Here is a 15,894-nt window from a genome sequence, read left to right on the forward strand (position 1 = left end):
ATCCGTGACCTAACACGCCAATAAAATCTGATCAAATATATTCTGACTTGAAATATGATCAAATATACAGTTTAAAGAAAACCGCACCGTCGGGAGGAATGACGGCGCTTCAGCCGTCGGTCAGAGAGGAGTCCTGCCATGTCGTTATCTATGTCCCGCCGCAAAGTCCTGCAGCTGGGAGCCGGTGCCGCAATGGGTGCTGTGGCCATGCCTTACATCGCGCGGGGCGCAACGCCCGTAATGATCAATTTCGGCGACCACAACGCCGTGGATTCGGTGCTGAGCAACACCGTCCTGCAATTCAAGAACGCGGTGGAAACTGCCAGCGCCGGGGAGATCACCGTGCGCCATTATCCGGCCGCACAACTGGGCAGCCAGCGCGAACTGCTGGAGCAGGTCAAGCTCGGAACCCTGCAAATGTGTTTTGGCGATCCGCCGTATCTATCGAACCTGGTGCCGCAATATGCCGTCATGGACTTGCCCTTTGTGTTCCGCGACTGGGAGCATGTAGAGCGCGTGGTGGATGGCGACGTCACAAGAACCCTGGGTGACGCGCTGGTCGCGAGTCAGGGTCTTCGTCCGCTGTCCTGGCTGCATATCGGGTTCCGCGACATGCTGACGATCGACAAGCCGGTTACTGCAATCGGCGATTTTTCCGGCCTGAAATTCCGCTCGCCCGAGGTCGCCAGCTTCGTGGAAATGTTCAAGGCGCTCGGTGCCACACCCGTGCCGGTTCCTTGGGGCGAGGTCTATCCGGCGATGAAGACCGGGCTGGTCGATGGCGTGGAAACCACGCCCGAAGGGATGATCAACAGCAAGCTCTACGAAGTCGGTAAATACGTCACGCAGACCCAGCACATCAATACTGTCGGATCGCCCATCGTATCGGAAAGGTTCTGGACGGGTCTTACACCCGAGCAGCAGGTCACGATCTCCAAGGCGATCATGACCGCGACCGTGTGGGAGCGCGAAGAGATGAAGAAGGCCAACGCCGCCGCGACCGTGCAACTGAAGGAAAACGGGCTCGAACTGCTTCAGGTCGACCGCGAAGAGCTGCGGAAAGCGGTCGAGCCGGTATGGGGCCGGCTGACCGGCAAGACCGCAGGCGCCAGCGATCTTGTTGCCCTTATCCAAGCCGGCTGAAGACATGGGCGGCAGCGATCGGCTGCCGCCTTTCGTCGCGAAAGGACGATCATGAGAATGATATTGACGAAGGCCCTGGACGGGCTCGACGCCGTGCTGCGGCATATCGGAGTGGTGTTGATGGTGCTGGTGTTCGGTGTGGCACTACTCCAGGTGTTGATCCGCTATGTCTTCGGCATCCCCATGGTGTGGACCGAGGAACTCGCCCGAAATCTGCTGGTCTGGACCGCCTTCCTGTTGATGGGGCCGGCGCTCAAGCAGGGCCTTCATTATAGTGTCGACTATCTCTCCAACAGGTTGCCCTTTACCGGCAAGCTTTGGCTGTACAGGCTGGGCGACGGGATCATCCTGGCCTTTGCCATAGCCATGGTCATCGTCGGCAGCAGTTTCACGGCACGCACCGCCGATGCGCGCACGGCGGCCCTGGAAATCTCCACAGGCTGGATATCGGGGGCGCTTCCGGTCGGTGCTGCGATCCTCGCACTCTATGCCATCGTGCGCCTCCTGGTGTCCTTTACCGATCCCCAATCCGGTGTCGACCGGCGGCACGAGGAGCTGCAGCTTTGACCGTCATCACTCTTACTGTCTTCCTTGCCTTCGCAATCCTGCTCGTTCTGAACGTGCCGGTGGCCATCGCCATGACGCTTGGGCCGTTGCTCGCCATCCTCATGGATGGACGCGTGCCGGCCGATATCGTGGCGCAGCGCATGGTCGCCTCGCTTGATAGCTTCACGCTTCTCGCGATTCCTCTCTTCATTCTGGCTGGTGAGCTGATGGGATCGAGCTCGATCACGCAGCGCCTGATCGACCTGGCTACCGTACTGATCGGACGCCTGCGCGGTGGGCTGGCGCATGTGACAATCCTGGCCAGCGTTTTCATGTCGGGCATTTCCGGCTCTGCCATGGCCGACGCCGCAACCCTTGGCAAGGTCATGGTGCCGGCGATGCGCAAGGCTGGTTATGGAGACGAGTTCTCGGTTGCCATCACCGCATCCGCCGCGACCATGGGACCGATCATCCCGCCCAGTATCATCATGATCGTCTATGCCACCATGGTCAGCGGTGTCTCCATCGCCAGCCTGTTCCTCGCCGGCATCCTGCCGGGCCTGATGATTGCGGCAGCGCTGATGATCACAAGCTCAATCATTGCGCATCGTATGGGGTTTGCCCGCTCGCCAAAGCGCGAAAGGGGCGAGCTGTGGCGCGCGTTCAAGCGGGCCGCCCTGCCGTTATTGCTGCCGCTTGTCATTTTCCGGGGCATTGCCGTGGGCGCGTTCACGGCCACGGAGGCCGGTGCAATCGCCTCGATCTTCGCCCTGGTGCTGGCCTTGATCTATCGTGACCTGACGTGGGCCCGGCTCTACAAGGCGTTTTCCAATGCTGCCCTGTCGAGTGCCGCAATTCTGCTGGTCATAGCCCCAGCCTCCATCCTGTCGTGGATACTGGCCATCGACCAGTTCCCGGTTTCGCTGGTCTCGGCCATCCAGGCGATATCGAGCAGTGCAGTCATCATGATGCTGGTGGTGATCGTCATCGTCACGCTGCTTGGCCTGGCGCTTGACGGGCTGGCGATCCTGATCATCCTGGTGCCGGTGATGGCGCCGGTCGCCACAGCTCTCGGGGTGGATCAGATCCAGTTGGCGCTGGTGGTGATCCTGTGTGTCATGGTGGGCGGCATCACCCCACCCGTTGGCGTTCTGCTCTATGTCGCCAAAACGGCGGGAGGGGTCAAGCATATGGTAGAAGGTAGGCTGGTCTGGTTGTTGTGCGGCGTGCTGACCTTGGTGCCGGTCATCGTCGCCTTCTGGCCTCCTTTGACCCTGTGGCTGCCAGGGGTGCTTAAGTGAACTTCCGGCTCAACGGCAAAACCGCATTGGTGACCGGCGCTGCGCGCGGCATCGGGGCCGGCATCGCCACGGCCTTTCATGCGGCTGGGGCGAAACTGGTGCTGGTGGACCTCGCCTCCAGCCGCGCGCAACTCGAGGCGCTGGCGGACACGCTTGGGGACGCCACGGTGTTCGGCGCCGACTTGACGGTGGAACATGAAGTAAAAGAGGTCTTTGCCGCGCTCGACAGGGCGGGTGTCGCATTGGACATTCTGGTCAACAATGCCGGCGCGGCACGGGCCGAAACCATCTTCGACATGTCGCTGGATAGCTGGAACGGTATCCTTGCGGCTAATCTCACCAGTGCGTTTCTGTGTTCGCGCAGCGCGATGGAGCGAATGCGGCACCGACCCGGTGGACGGATTATCCAACTTGGATCGGTGGTCGGGCATCAAGGCGCGCTCAAGGGTCACCTGCACTACGGAGTGTCCAAGAGCGGCATCCATGGCTTCACGCGTACGCTGGCGCGTACGGCGGCCCCGCTGGGCATTACCGTCAATGCCATCGCGCCCGGGCTGGTGGAAACCGACATGTTGTTTTCCACCCATGGAGCCGAGGGCGTGAAGGTGCTGGAAGCGCAGGTGCCGCTCGGCCGGCTGGCCAGCGTCGCCGATATAGGGGCCGCTGCTGTCTACCTGGCATCGGACGAAGCCTCGTATCTGACCGGCGTCATCCTCGACGTCAATGGCGGCCTCTATCTGCGTTGAGGCAAGGACGGGGAAAGCATGACGGCGGCCTGGAGGGTAGCTCCCGGCGCCAGCTGCGCAATGCCGTGCATGGCGCCATGCGCCCAGCCCATCGCTCCGCTGACATGAGTTTGCGGTTCGAGACAGAAGAATTGTTGGCCGGGTGGTCGATAGACATGGAGGACCGACAAGATCGCATCGGCCTGCATGGACAGGCGGCGTCCGTCGCTCCATTCGATCTGCACCAGCCCTGCCCAGTCATCATAGGAATTGTTTCGCCAATGCGGCGAGATCGGAGCCCCTGACGTGTGGTCGAGTTCGGGCGGGACGGATATGGGCTCGGTTGGCAACCGGTCAGGTCCCTCGAGCCAGATGCGGCGCGCCGCAAATTTGAGCGTGGCCGTGTCCGGATCAGGGAAATGGGGATGAAAGCCTAGGCCGAAGGGCATGACCTCCACAGCCTCGTTGCGTATCGAAAGCTCCATGCGAAGACCCTCATCACTCAAGGTGAGTGTCTGGCTGGCACTATAGGCAAACGGTGGGCGCCGAGAGGCGAGCGACAGCTGTGCCGAGTGAGGCGTACGCTTGTCGGTTTTCCAAACGGATTGCCAACCATCGCCGTGGCAGGGGGCTGGCGGAATGCCGAAATTCGGCTCGATGGGCCACGCTTTGTCGTTCATTCGAACGTCGCCCGAGACTCGGTTGCAGAACGGCAGCATTGCAAAGCACGCGGTCTCCGTGGCCGAGACGGGCCGCGATGCCGACCGCAAGAAATGCAGACCTGCATACGTGAGATCGTGCAGCGCTCCGCCCATCTGCGGATCGAGAGTGCACGCAAACGGACCGTGGGCCAGACAGAGTAAGCGACCGACCTTCGTCATGACCAACCCGCTCCGCTGACCTCGAGATTTATAGCGTAAACCGAGGTGGAAGCTGCGATGAACAGCGTCTTGCCTCCATCGCCACCGAAGGCGAGGTTGGCGACGATCTCGGGCACGTCAATCTTGCCAAGGAACCGCCCGTCGGCAGCGTGGCAATGCACGCCATCATGCGCCGAGATCCAGAGATTGCCCAGGCTGTCGATTTTGAGCCCGTCGGGCACACCCGGCGCGATTTCGATTGTCGGTCCGCATTCCATCGGCTCGTACCGCGGTGAGAGCGAGAAGGTCCGCACGTGATGAGGACCGTTCAAGCGATGGGTACGGCCGCTGTCGGCGACATAAAGCAAGGTTTCGTCAGGGGATACGGCCAGGCCGTTGGGCTTGTCGAAATCAGCCAGGAGGATCGTCACCGCGCCGCTCTCCGGGTCGATGCGGTAGACATGATTGCCGCCGATCTCGTGGGTGCCCTCGATTGTGTAGAGCGCGGAGAGCAGGGCATAGTCAGGGTCCGTGAACAGGACGGTACCATCGCGGAGCACTATCAGGTCATTGGGTGAATTGAAGCGGGCACCCTGAAAACGATCGGCAAGAACGATGATCGTTCCATCCGCTTCGGTCCGCGTCACACGCCGCGTGGCGTGTTCACAGGTCACCAGTCGCCCCTTCGTGTCGATCGCATTTCCATTTGCGCGGCTTGAGTCGGAACGGTGGATCGAAGCCCCGGCTTCTGCGGTCCACGACAAAATGCGATTGGCCGGAATGTCACTGACCAAGAGTCGTCGATCATCAGCAACCCAGACAGGTCCTTCCGCCCATTGCAGCCCATCAAACAGCTTTCGGATCGGGGCGGACGGGCCAACCAAGTCGGCAAAAGTGATCATCATCAACTCTTATATATTTGATCAAATATAATTGCCTTCGATCGCCGGTCTTGTCAATCTGTCACCCGGGCAAGCCACGGTTGTTGATGCGGTTCAATGAGTGCGCGGCGCCCTTGGGCCGGCAAGACAGCGGTGGTCGGTTGAGTGGCTGTAAAGTCCTCGTGAGAGCCGCCTAAAAGGGTCCGCTAGGGCAACCTCTCAAGCGTTGCGGCTTGCCATGTGCGCGTCGAGCTTTTTTCGAGACGGGCCGTAGCGTTTGATGATTGTCGCGGCCTCGCTTGGCGGAATGCCGTATTTCTTGGCGAACGCTGTGACCTCATAAGTCTCGCCGCTCGCCACCAGCTTTCTGTCTTCTTTGACCTTTGATTTATCGTCAGCCATTGCAATATCCTTCCTTGATATGAGGGAGATAGAGCGAGGTACGACGACGCCAAGCCCGGCTTTGGCCGGCACCGAGATCAGGATGGGCGGACAGACGCTGCCGACTGAGCGAGTTGGCATCACGCCATTGTCGTTAATATGGTGCTGCCGATGGTAACTCGCTTTCATATTGGCCAATATCCAGGGTGCCGCCAGGGTCGGTTATCCTGTTTCGCAATCTTGTCAGCGGTGATGTTTACGAACACTGCGAGGAGTGCGAGCAGGGTTACATCACGCCAGAGGATTGGAGGATAAACACGACGGCTTTCTCACACTCCTCAACGTTGACGATGCTAAATGGGCAACAGCGGAGGAAGCCGAGCGCGGCGTCTGGGCTAAATACAATCTGTGGACGGTAAACGACGTGTAGCCAAGCCGGGGTGGGCAGGGGTTCAGCAGGCCTGGCTGACTACTGTGGGGTTTTAACGCTACTGTAGAGGGTAGGAATCTCGCTCCAGCGGTAGATGCTTCCTGACTGTGTTGTGATCATGCAACGCTGCCGATGGCTGCTGTGCATTGTCTCTACGGCATAAATCAATGCCGCGGACAATTGATCGAATTGAATCATGTCCGTCGCGATGAGGCTTCCTTGCGGCTTCTTTTCGTTGAACGAAAGTTGCGCCGCCTCATCTGGATCCACTTGCTCTACATGATTATTCATAAAACGCTTCCCCCATGTTTGAAACTTCCCCCATGTTTGAAAACCGCGGTAGCTAAAACATCAATGGCGCTGACGGACAAGCAACGGGGTGGTGAGCCCGACGGCGTCTGTCTACGGCAGTCATAGGTTGTGACGATTGGCAATGCCCCATACTGCGCACGGATTGAAGCTTTCCCAAGCGCCCGGCGTCTGATGGTAACAGAAAGAATCTTTGCTTCCGCCATGAACGAGCTAGACGATCTAAACTGGCCACACTCTAAACAGTCAGAATGTTGATAATCGCCGAATGACGGTTTTCTTAGTGTGGCAGGCTTTTTGCAGATTACACACGGTGCATTTGCTTTCGCCACGGCGTTTCCCCCCCCCATTGTTCTTTGAAACAATCGAAGGTAATCAGATATGGCGCTAACCGACAACAGCGATTACAGAATCGGGTAGTGCAGCCGAAATGCCTTTTCTCATCCGTCTGCGTCGACCGCCCGGTCTGGTTTCCCATCCGGGTTCGGTGCCGGCGCCTCTCGTGTGTCACGAGGCGGCCGATCGCCGTCATCGTGCGCCGGTGGTGCTTCCTTGGCCGGATCGCGGACAAGTTTCTTTTTGTGGTCGACTTTCTCAGTCAAACCTACGCCGAGTGCCGGCTTTCTATTCTCTGCCGCCTTCTGTGAGAACTCGTCGCTCGGGTCGGGACGATCTTGCGCCATGAGTTTGCGAGCGCCATGTTCGTAGGAGACTTTATTGGGCATAGCCAGTTCCTCCATCTTAGAGAGAAACAGGCCTGCGGGTCCGAAGGTTCCCATTAAATGACCAAGCCTGGAAAGCGGCCAAGATTACTCCGTAACTGTATCAGCAAAGCATGAAGCGATCGCATTATTTGCCCCCAGCTTTTTCGCCCATTTTGTGATTTCTGGACCATCACCTTCATCCGCCATTCCTCCCCATACGTCTTTAAACGCCGGGCGGCCTGATGAGGAATCGAAGAAGAAATAGCCGGGATCGGCAACAGAGACCTCAGCATAAACGACTGTCCATGTGCCTGATTGCATGAAACCCTGGATGCTGACCTTTGAGGGTATGATGTTTTGGTCGAGGCTTTTGGCAACCAGATTGGCATAGTCGGACTTGCGTTGTGCCGTGAGCGTTGTATCGACGCCGTTACATGGAGATGCCGCCAGCGCGGCGTGCTGCGGAACTATCAGGGCCCCTGCAAACAGACCGGACGAAATAAACTGAGACAATAACCAGGTCATCGCAGCGTCACTCCTAGGTTCATGGCTTCAAAAATTTTGTCGAACGAAACCACACATGTCGCTGACCGACAAGCAGCAGCGCGTCGCGCAGGCATTGCCGGAAAGTTAGTTTGAAAAGAGAAATAGGCGAACCACAAATGCCAGTGCTGCGATCACGACCGAGGCCGCAGTGGCCTCATGCCGCGAGTGATGCAAGCTGTACTTCAGACCCGCTCCAGAGTTCTGAAATTATCCCCTCTTGGCTATTCTTTGCGAAGGCGCCAAGCAAAAATCCGCCGACGCAGTGCATCGTCCGGCCAAACAACTCCCCACTATAATTTATTACCATGGGAACAATTGAAGGCTGTTCGACTTACCACCGTGCGAATTCACGACCCTGTGATCGCCTGAGATTGGAGGAACACCCATGGCCAAAGAAAAGAACTTGGAAGACCTATTCCACGACACCCTCAAGGACATCTACTACGCGGAACGAAAGATCTTGAAAGCACTGCCTAAAATGGCACGCGCTGCCCAATCTCCTGATCTGAAAGGAGCATTCGAAAAACATCGCGATGAGACCGAGGGCCACGTCGATCGACTTCAACAGGTATTCGAACTGATGGGTAAGCGCCCACAGGGCAAGACCTGCGAGGCAATCGACGGCATCATATCTGAAGGCGAAGAAGTCATGGATGCCTTCAAAGGCACGCCGGCGCTTGATGCCGGGCTGATCTCGTCGGCCCAGGCAGTCGAGCATTACGAGATGACCCGCTACGGCACGCTCAAGCGTTGGGCAGAAGTTCTCGGGATGGGCGATGCCGCGACGTTGTTCGGCCAGACCCTCGATGAAGAATCCCAGACTGACAAGGCCCTGACCGGTCTCGCCGATGCATCTGCAAACGAAATGGCTAAGGCCGCCTAGTCGCATTGGTTTCAAACGCCCGCCGCGGTGATCCGGGGCGGGCGTTTTCATCGATGGTTCGGTGGAACATCCCTTACTAACAACCGTCCAAGCACAAACGACGTTTCCCGCAGAAGTTTCTTAACATAATCCGGCGGTAAGCTTTCGAGTCGCTCCGACGCGTCCAGAAGCTCGACAACCAGTTCAACACCTCGGGCGTGAAGTTGGGGCATTTCCGATCTTCCTTTGTGAAGGACGGCCGGTGCGTCAGGGCGGGGGCTTGGGTTTTCGCGCCGGCCATCGCGAAGGGGTATAGTCCTGCGCGATGGAATTATAACACCATTTTGTGAAGGGTGCGGCACCCCATTTAATGCTCTTCAGCAATATGAGACCGACACGATGAGGGTTCAATTCATCGTGCCGGCCAATGCGGTTTTCCTGCCGGTCCGCCGCGGGCCGAGCATGACACGCCTCCTATGCGCGGACTAGTGCAATCTTTGTGCTTCGCCTCAGTGATTCCACTGGGCGAAATAAATTTCGGGGGAGCCCTTCCTCGATCTTGCCGTCATCCGAGCGAGACATAAATTCTGATCTGGGGCTTGGACGTTCCACCTGGTGATCCGGGAGGCACCCATGAAGCACCAAACACTTGATCAACTGCATTTCGTAGCCTCGGTTAAGGCCGAGGCAATTCCCATGATGACGCGCGTTCAGCGCCTGCAACGCTGGGAGGAGTTGCTTGCGACAGATTCGGACCGGTGTCTCAATGCACTTGTTGGCACCGAGCGCCTCTCCCCCGAATTGCGAGAGATTGCGCGTTCCGACAATTCTCCACTGACGGTTGCATTTGAGGACCCGCAACTGCGTAGGGAAGGCTTGAGAGACGACACCTACGGTGAAGCCCGACGATTCTTCGAGCTTTCTGATAACCAGCTGCACGGGGTAGTCTGCTCCTGCCATACCGGTACGACGATACGGGCACGGTGGGCCGCGGCTCGCGTGCGCTCAATTGCCAAGATGAGTAACGGCTTCCTTGCTTGGCTGCGCGACACATTTCTCTTGTGACGTCGCTTGAATGGCCGGCGCGATGAGCGTTCTAGAGAACTCGTCGCGCCGGCTGCTTTATGATCCCGTTTCCGAGTTTGCGGGGGGGGGGCGGGCTTAGATTCGGGCGATCCCTTATGCCTCAGGAAAACCGACAGAACGACTAACAGCGCCGTAGACAGAAACTCTGACTGCCAGTTCTGAAACGATTCGAACCATAGTGTGTGTTCCGGCGTGCAAAATTTGCACGCCGGAACACACACTAGCCAGAAGCCGCAGATCCTCTCTTCTAACAGCAGCTAATACCGATGAGAGCTAGAAGGCGCGGCCCCAATCGAGAGGCTCGACGTACTTGCGCGGGGGGTGGAGCGGGTGGCGTCGAGCCTCCGCTGACACAGTGCTAGCGATGGCCAGAGCCCATTATCGGTCCAGCGTCGCGATTAGGTGAGGCGAATGAAGTGATAAGTCGGTCACCCGTTGGGGGTAGAGGAAGTTGTGGCCGTAACTGCTTCCTCTCACAACCGTCAGAGCCCGAGGATTCTCCTCGCCGAGGGAAGCGCTTGAGATGTAGGGGATCATCCTCAAATTGTGCTAGAGTGCCATACATAGCGTCGAGGGAACGACGATGCAGCAGATATATCCAATTCTCAGCTACATGGCCGCAATCCTTGCTTTCGCGCTTGTCGGCAGCCTAATCGCGAGACGCTTTGACTGGGATACCGAGATGAACAAGTGGGTGCATCCAATTAGGCAATTTTGGAATTGGCGCAATCTTTCAGGGATGTAATGAGGGGTGGAGCGCTATATTATTGCCAAAAGATAGGTAAGCGCCCTGCTCCAACAGGGGTGCGGGGAATGTGATTGCAAATTCTCGTAGTCGGGGCTGATCTACATCAGTTTTTACCGCAATCTTCGGTGGTACTCTCGCCGCTTGCCTGGCTCAATGTCGGCTTGGGCGTTGAGCAGGGCGGGGGCATTTGGGAGTTATCCCGTCGCAATTTTTTGAGAGGCCGACGCGACGAGGGTTCCATTCGTCGCATCGGCCAATGCAGCCGGCGGGCCCAGCTACACGATCAAATAATCATCGAATTCACTGCCGTGCCAGCGATTTTGATTGGAACACTCGGCGTGATCTACGCGTTAATTCTGCGCCGCTTATTCAGTTGCCTTTGGCCCCGGCGGCAAGTCGCTGGCGTTTAACTCACTCCCCAGCGGCATAGAGCCCGCCCTCGCTGCCCTCGCGAAGGCGGGCTTGTGGTCGCTCCTACGCAATTCTTGAACGGACTCTCTTGCCGCGATCCACTGTCCTTCATGCGCTTGGGAACACAAGAGTTCGAAAAATCCATCGAGCCTCCCTGTTTTCATTCAAATCGAGCGACGATCTTGGAATGCCATGCTAAGTCAGGATATATTCGTGGAACTTTTCCCGAGACTTTCCGTTGCCTATCTGATCGCTCCAAGTCGATCGAAAATAGCAGGCACTCAGGGAAGGAATACGCGATGAAACTCAAGTTTCTTGCGACCGCAGCCATGACACTCATGCTGGCATCCGGCGCGGCATACGCCCAAACGTCAACGACGGCCGATCCGGCGGCCGGTGATCCCGCAGCAGCGGACAAGACAAAGCCGCTAGACGATCCGATGATGATGAAACCGTTCTATAGCGATGAAGCCATGACGACCATGCGCTCGGACGACGAGATCAAGGCGGCCTGGGCAGCGATGTCGGCGGACAATCAGAAAATGATGAAGGACGAGTGCGGGAAGACCGACAGCACGAAATTCGCCGAGTTCTGTGGCAAGATCAAGGGTATGTAGCCAACCCACATATGCCATTTGACGGTTTCCGTCATATACGGCGGGCGTTGCTTGGCCCGCCGTATTAGCGCCCGGAACCCTTTGTCGTGGAAGATGGTTGCAGGCGAACTGAGGGCAAGTTCGCCTTCTCCTGCTATCGCCGAACTGCCTGCAAAACAGTTGGCAGACAAGCGTAGTAGGCTCGAGCACGAACCCTGCCACCTTGGATCACCGGCCTTTGACCCCGAACTTCATCGGTTCGGTTACCAACTCAAAATCGGCAGAACCTGGATACTTGCCTTTCGATCGTTCTGCGCAACACGCTGTTTCGCGGCTGTATCCGCTTCGTCCCAGACGTTGCCAAGGGCAAGTTCGCCTTCTGGGCGGACGGCTAGTAAATGCCCCTGGACTTTCGATCGTTGTAGTTCAGGAGATTTACCAAATAGTCGGCCCGCTCCATGTCCATCCCGATGGTGAACGCGCCATCCACCTTTACAGGCCATCCGGTGAACACGTCGACCACCACCCACGTCCCGTCTGGGGAGTTCTTGAGTTCGTATCTATTATGATCCTTGGGGTTACGGCGCGGTCGCCTCATCGCCACGGAGAGCTTCCTCGTTCCTGACGCCAGCTTGGTACATGATCATGATCCTGAGGGCCAGTTCATCGGCCTCCTTTGATCCCGGCGCGATGTTCCGAGACGCCAGCGCCCGGTCGTATACCCGGCGCAGCAAGTCGATCTCTTCGGAGGCGAGATACCTGCAATCGAACTCGGTCTCGTCCATCAAGGCCTCCCGAGAAGCCACCCTCGGCTGATTATGCGTCAACCATCCGGAGGTCGCAACGGTGAACTGAGCGTGAGTTCCTAAGTGGCCGTAAATCTGGAACAAATGGTCCCTGACTTTGGCCTGCCTCACTAGGGAGGTTCACGGAATAAGTTGGCTACGAGCCGATCTGTCCTGAAGTCTGCCGCTAACAGTTTCACAAGCCGCGAGACACGCGGGAAATGTCGAAACAGTTTTGGATTTTACAGTTTTCTTCGGCGCAATCTGTTCTCGAATTCCTCCAGATTATGTCTACGACCGTTAGCTTTCGTGGCGGCGGTCTAGCCGAACGAAATCGGAAACGTTCCGAATATGCTTTGCTCGTTTCGTTAAAGGCATCCGTCGAAGCCTTTTGAACAATGCATCTTCATCGGTAATGCCGGAACTGTAAAGCGAGAGGGCATGTCCGGCGAGATCATCGGCATCCAAGCCTTCTTCCTTGAGACCATGCCACAGCGGCAAACTTTCTCAACGACGCGGTTCAGCACATCCAGTTGATCGGGATAAAAAATTCCGAGCTGAAAATCATGAGAAGTGCTCATGGCTTTCTCCTCAGGTCTGGGCGAAAGCTTGATAGTCTCTCTCAAAAACCAGCGCCCGTATCATCGGCTGGTCACCCAAGAACGCTACGCCGATACGGGCCAAAAGCAAGTGGAGTCTTTGGATGACGAGCCCTCCTTGGCCCAACCTTTGGCCCGAGACCAGCACGACGCAACCCCTTACCCCGACCCGCGTTGAATTACATTCCGAACGGGGAGTTCATGTCATGAACATTCATCGTTTCGACCGACCGGTGAGTATTGCCCTCGGCCCGGCTGGGAACAAGTTGCATGTCGTCAGCAATATTAAGCAGGCGGAGGAAGTTCTACTCAAGAGATGGCCAAAGGAAGCCGGTTCAAAGCACCTCGCAGCGTGCCAAGCCGTCCAGGCTGTATTGAAAGGCCGGCGTAAAGCCGTATTTGCTCGTATAGCGTTTGCTGACGCCGCCCGTGAAGCCGCCATTCTTATCGACGATGGTGATGCCCAATAAAGCCAAGCCGAATGTGAGTTGCTTTCGGAAAGGTGCGGATTTTTGACCAATCCACGCCCACTCTGTCTTTTTTTCCAATCAACCTGAGAGGAGGGGCGCAAATATCTCGGCCAATTCCTTCTCCATGAACGGCTTCTTCAGAAGGGGCCGGTCGCGGTACCCATCCCTCATTTCGTGACCGCTGTAGCCCGTCGAGAAGACAAATGGTACCCCGCGCGCCGCAAGCGCGTCTGCTACGGAATAGGTATTGTCGCCATTCAGGTTCATATCCAGCATCGCGACATCGAAGACTTGCGCATCAATCGCCGCAAGAGCCTGTTTGACAGTAGCGGCGGCAACCACCAATTCACATCCGAGATCGGCCAACATGTCTTCGATCATGATGAGGACCAGCATTTCATCCTCAACAACAAGGACCTGCCGACCGGAAAGCAATTTATCCATCACGAGCATCATGCGGTGCGGGAAAGTTGATCGTGCAGACCACACCGTCGGGCGGATAGTCGAGATGCACAGCGCCTTCCAGCTCATGAGCCAGACCGCGCTCGATTACCCGCGAACCGAAGCCTTTTCGGGTCGGTGGTATGACGCGAGGCCCGTCCTTCTCTTGCCAACTCAGGATCAGCCGATTGCCCTCCGGGGACGGTTCAATCACCCATGAGATCAGGACCGATCCGATCTTGTTGGAGAACGCACCGTATTTCACGGCGTTGGTCGCGAGTTCGTGGAACGCGATGCCGAGGGCAAGGGTAACTTTCGGGGAAACGCGGATATTCCTGCCGGTGATGACAAAATGCTCCGAGCGTCCATTTGCAACCCCGAACGGCTCCAGGGCAGCCTTGATCAAATCGCGCAGCCCTGCGCCTTCCCATTTTTCCACGGTCAACAGGTCGTGCGACCGGGAGAGGGCAAAGAGGCGCGACTCGATGGATTCCCGGATCACCAGGGGATCGGAGGTATTGCGCAAAGCCTGCCAGACAATCGACTGCACCGTCGCAAGGGTGTTTTTCACGCGGTGGTTCAATTCGTCGATGAGCATTCTGGACTGGGCTTGCTCCTGCTTGTGGTCGGTAAGATCGACGAAGGAGGCGAAATGCTGCACGATGTTACCGCTGTCGTCCCGAACCGGGCTGACGAGGATTGCCGACCAGAACTCGCTGCCGTCCTTGCGGCGGTAGCATATTTCCGATCCTCCCGTGTATTGGCCCGCGAACGCGACCTCTATGCGCGCCAAAGAATCAGAATCGGTGCCGCGCGCCATCAGGAAGTTGAAACTCTGACCGAGCACTTCTTCCCGGTCGTATCCGGTTAGTTCGAGAAAGGCGTCGTTGACGAAAATTATCGGATTGGCTGGTTCTTTTGCATCCGTGAAGACCATCGCCATCCGTGTCGTTTCGGCAGCGACGACGAACGGACCAAGATCCTTGCGGAAGCTCTCGACGTCAGCTTCGGCGCCCTTTTGGCCTTCGGATTTGATTATAGCTTGCATGCATCGGACCTGTCCCGTTGGTTGGCGAACTGCAGCCCGTCACAGGCATTATAGTCTGCGCGGGACTCCTCCGCCAGAGGACAAGAATCGATGCCTTCCGGGTGCTCGCTTTTAGTACCAGCGCCCTCGGCCAAACCAGCCGCCGCCACCTAGAACAAGAACGATGAGAACAATTATGAGAAGCGTGGTCATATCCATCTGAGTCTCCTGTAAGTGCTCCAAGGCAACTCGCAACTCGTATTGCTGAAGAGGGGTTGCCGGGTCATCGCACTCTAATCATCCATAACGTTCCCCATGCGTTCTTTGTTCCACTGAAATGATCCGGCTGAGTATCGTGAAGATTTTCAGGTGCTGGTGGGTGATGGCGGGTGGCCATTATCAGACGTCAAAACGAAACGAATCCTGACGGAGCGCATTAGAGCTAGGAGTTTGACCACCCTCCACCACCAGCAATCGAGAAGATGGCGACAAACCTTGATTGTGGCATTAGGTTCGCTCGCGGGTGGGGAGGCAGACGCTATGACGCTGGCCATGGCCGTCAGGGCTCTGAGTGGTCGGGCAGCGGAGTGATCAATGGAAACAGAAGTGGCCGTGCAAAGTCGAGGCCTGCGTGACCGAATAGTTGTCACGATAGGAATTCAATGACTGCCGACGATTTTAAAGAATGGCGCAGGGCCATGGGCTATTCGCGTGAAGAAGCAGCCTATGCTCTCGGTTTGTCCAAACCGACCATCGAAAACTACGAAAGTGGACGCCGCCGAGGGAGCAACAGACCGGTTGTGATCCCTAAATATCGAGGGACTTGGGAAGCGACGAGGCAAAGGACGCGATTGTCCGAACACAGGACAGTACTGAAATGACGGCCCGTCCACTCGACCCTGAAGGCAAGGTAAGGGTTGTAGGACCGGAGTTTCTTCCTGACCCGGAAGGGGCAATAGATCTTCGGGCGCCGGCCAAGAGATACGTGCCTTAATACGCGCGGCGAAGCCCACCCGATGAGAGCCTTTTTCACCAGCTTCAAA

The 15,894-nt window shown here is 57.2% G+C and carries 18 protein-coding genes and 1 pseudogene; 9 read left to right on the plus strand and 10 right to left on the minus strand.

From position 1 onward, the window contains the following. Positions 1–138: 138 nt before the first annotated feature. The 4 genes from G6N74_RS28695 to G6N74_RS28710 all read left to right on the plus strand — a co-directional run bounded on the left by G6N74_RS28695 (position 139) and on the right by G6N74_RS28710 (position 3,736). Complete coding sequence (locus tag G6N74_RS28695; RefSeq protein ID WP_165121413.1) at positions 139–1,143, plus strand: TRAP transporter substrate-binding protein; 1,005 nt, start codon at positions 139–141, stop codon at positions 1,141–1,143. A gap of 63 nt (positions 1,144–1,206) precedes the next feature. Next, positions 1,207–1,710, plus strand: coding sequence for a TRAP transporter small permease (locus G6N74_RS28700; RefSeq protein WP_165121414.1), 504 nt, complete (start codon positions 1,207–1,209; stop codon positions 1,708–1,710). Further along, the gene (locus G6N74_RS28705; RefSeq protein WP_165121415.1) at positions 1,707–2,990 is read left to right on the plus strand and encodes a TRAP transporter large permease; all 1,284 of its coding nucleotides are present in this window, start codon (positions 1,707–1,709) and stop codon (positions 2,988–2,990) included. Before G6N74_RS28700 ends, G6N74_RS28705 begins: the two co-directional genes overlap by 4 nt. Continuing rightward, positions 2,987–3,736, plus strand: a complete 750-nt coding sequence (locus G6N74_RS28710) for an SDR family NAD(P)-dependent oxidoreductase (protein WP_165121416.1) — start codon at positions 2,987–2,989, stop codon at positions 3,734–3,736. Before G6N74_RS28705 ends, G6N74_RS28710 begins: the two co-directional genes overlap by 4 nt. Here G6N74_RS28710 and G6N74_RS28715 read toward each other — a convergent pair. The 5 genes from G6N74_RS28715 to G6N74_RS28735 all read right to left on the minus strand — a co-directional run bounded on the left by G6N74_RS28715 (position 3,724) and on the right by G6N74_RS28735 (position 7,805). After that, positions 3,724–4,596 carry an aldose 1-epimerase gene (locus G6N74_RS28715; RefSeq protein ID WP_165121417.1) on the minus strand — a complete coding sequence of 291 codons (873 nt, stop codon included), beginning with the start codon at positions 4,594–4,596 and terminating at the stop codon, positions 3,724–3,726. The two genes, G6N74_RS28710 and G6N74_RS28715, sit on opposite strands and share 13 nt — an antisense overlap. Further along, complete coding sequence (locus tag G6N74_RS28720; RefSeq protein ID WP_246246037.1) at positions 4,593–5,477, minus strand: SMP-30/gluconolactonase/LRE family protein; 885 nt, start codon at positions 5,475–5,477, stop codon at positions 4,593–4,595. The genes G6N74_RS28715 and G6N74_RS28720 overlap by 4 nt, the downstream gene beginning before the upstream one ends. A gap of 198 nt (positions 5,478–5,675) precedes the next feature. Next, positions 5,676–6,026, minus strand: a complete 351-nt coding sequence (locus G6N74_RS31595; protein WP_246246038.1) for a DUF3606 domain-containing protein — start codon at positions 6,024–6,026, stop codon at positions 5,676–5,678. Between the two features lie 280 nt (positions 6,027–6,306). Next, positions 6,307–6,558 carry a hypothetical protein gene (locus G6N74_RS28730; RefSeq protein WP_165121419.1) on the minus strand — a complete coding sequence of 84 codons (252 nt, stop codon included), beginning with the start codon at positions 6,556–6,558 and terminating at the stop codon, positions 6,307–6,309. 827 nt (positions 6,559–7,385) lie between these two features. Continuing rightward, on the minus strand, positions 7,386–7,805 hold the full coding sequence (locus G6N74_RS28735) for a hypothetical protein (RefSeq protein ID WP_165121420.1): 420 nt from the start codon (positions 7,803–7,805) through the stop codon (positions 7,386–7,388). Between the two features lie 406 nt (positions 7,806–8,211). On the opposite strand from G6N74_RS28735, the gene G6N74_RS28740 reads away from it, so the two are divergent. Further along, complete coding sequence (locus G6N74_RS28740) at positions 8,212–8,709, plus strand: YciE/YciF ferroxidase family protein (RefSeq protein WP_165121421.1); 498 nt, start codon at positions 8,212–8,214, stop codon at positions 8,707–8,709. 612 nt (positions 8,710–9,321) lie between these two features. Next, complete coding sequence (locus G6N74_RS28745) at positions 9,322–9,753, plus strand: hypothetical protein (protein WP_165121422.1); 432 nt, start codon at positions 9,322–9,324, stop codon at positions 9,751–9,753. 57 nt (positions 9,754–9,810) lie between these two features. Here the strand turns inward: G6N74_RS28745 and G6N74_RS31445 are convergent. Then, positions 9,811–9,950, minus strand: a pseudogene (locus G6N74_RS31445) (DUF6766 family protein); the annotation flags it as partial. A 1,282-nt stretch (positions 9,951–11,232) separates the two neighbouring features. Here G6N74_RS31445 and G6N74_RS28750 point away from each other — a divergent pair. After that, the gene (locus tag G6N74_RS28750; RefSeq protein WP_165121423.1) at positions 11,233–11,550 is read left to right on the plus strand and encodes a hypothetical protein; all 318 of its coding nucleotides are present in this window, start codon (positions 11,233–11,235) and stop codon (positions 11,548–11,550) included. A 557-nt stretch (positions 11,551–12,107) separates the two neighbouring features. Here G6N74_RS28750 and G6N74_RS28755 read toward each other — a convergent pair. Beyond that, a complete protein-coding gene (locus G6N74_RS28755; RefSeq protein ID WP_165121424.1) occupies positions 12,108–12,314 on the minus strand; it encodes a hypothetical protein in 207 nt (68 codons plus the stop codon). 368 nt (positions 12,315–12,682) lie between these two features. Then, positions 12,683–12,895, minus strand: coding sequence for a hypothetical protein (locus G6N74_RS28760; protein ID WP_165121425.1), 213 nt, complete (start codon positions 12,893–12,895; stop codon positions 12,683–12,685). 224 nt (positions 12,896–13,119) lie between these two features. Between G6N74_RS28760 and G6N74_RS28765 the strand changes: the two genes are divergently transcribed. After that, complete coding sequence (locus G6N74_RS28765; protein ID WP_165121426.1) at positions 13,120–13,383, plus strand: DUF982 domain-containing protein; 264 nt, start codon at positions 13,120–13,122, stop codon at positions 13,381–13,383. Positions 13,384–13,461: 78 nt separating this feature from the next. Here the strand turns inward: G6N74_RS28765 and G6N74_RS28770 are convergent, their stop codons facing one another. After that, on the minus strand, positions 13,462–13,827 hold the full coding sequence (locus G6N74_RS28770; protein ID WP_165121427.1) for a response regulator: 366 nt from the start codon (positions 13,825–13,827) through the stop codon (positions 13,462–13,464). Next, complete coding sequence (locus G6N74_RS28775; RefSeq protein WP_165121428.1) at positions 13,820–14,872, minus strand: HWE histidine kinase domain-containing protein; 1,053 nt, start codon at positions 14,870–14,872, stop codon at positions 13,820–13,822. Before G6N74_RS28775 ends, G6N74_RS28770 begins: the two co-directional genes overlap by 8 nt. Positions 14,873–15,513: 641 nt before the next feature. Here G6N74_RS28775 and G6N74_RS31600 point away from each other — a divergent pair. Further along, a complete protein-coding gene (locus G6N74_RS31600; protein ID WP_165121429.1) occupies positions 15,514–15,732 on the plus strand; it encodes a helix-turn-helix domain-containing protein in 219 nt (72 codons plus the stop codon). Positions 15,733–15,894: the final 162 nt, after the last annotated feature.

The sequence above is a fragment of the Mesorhizobium zhangyense genome, assembly GCF_011045115.1.
GTDB lineage: Bacteria > Pseudomonadota > Alphaproteobacteria > Rhizobiales > Rhizobiaceae > Mesorhizobium_M > Mesorhizobium_M zhangyense.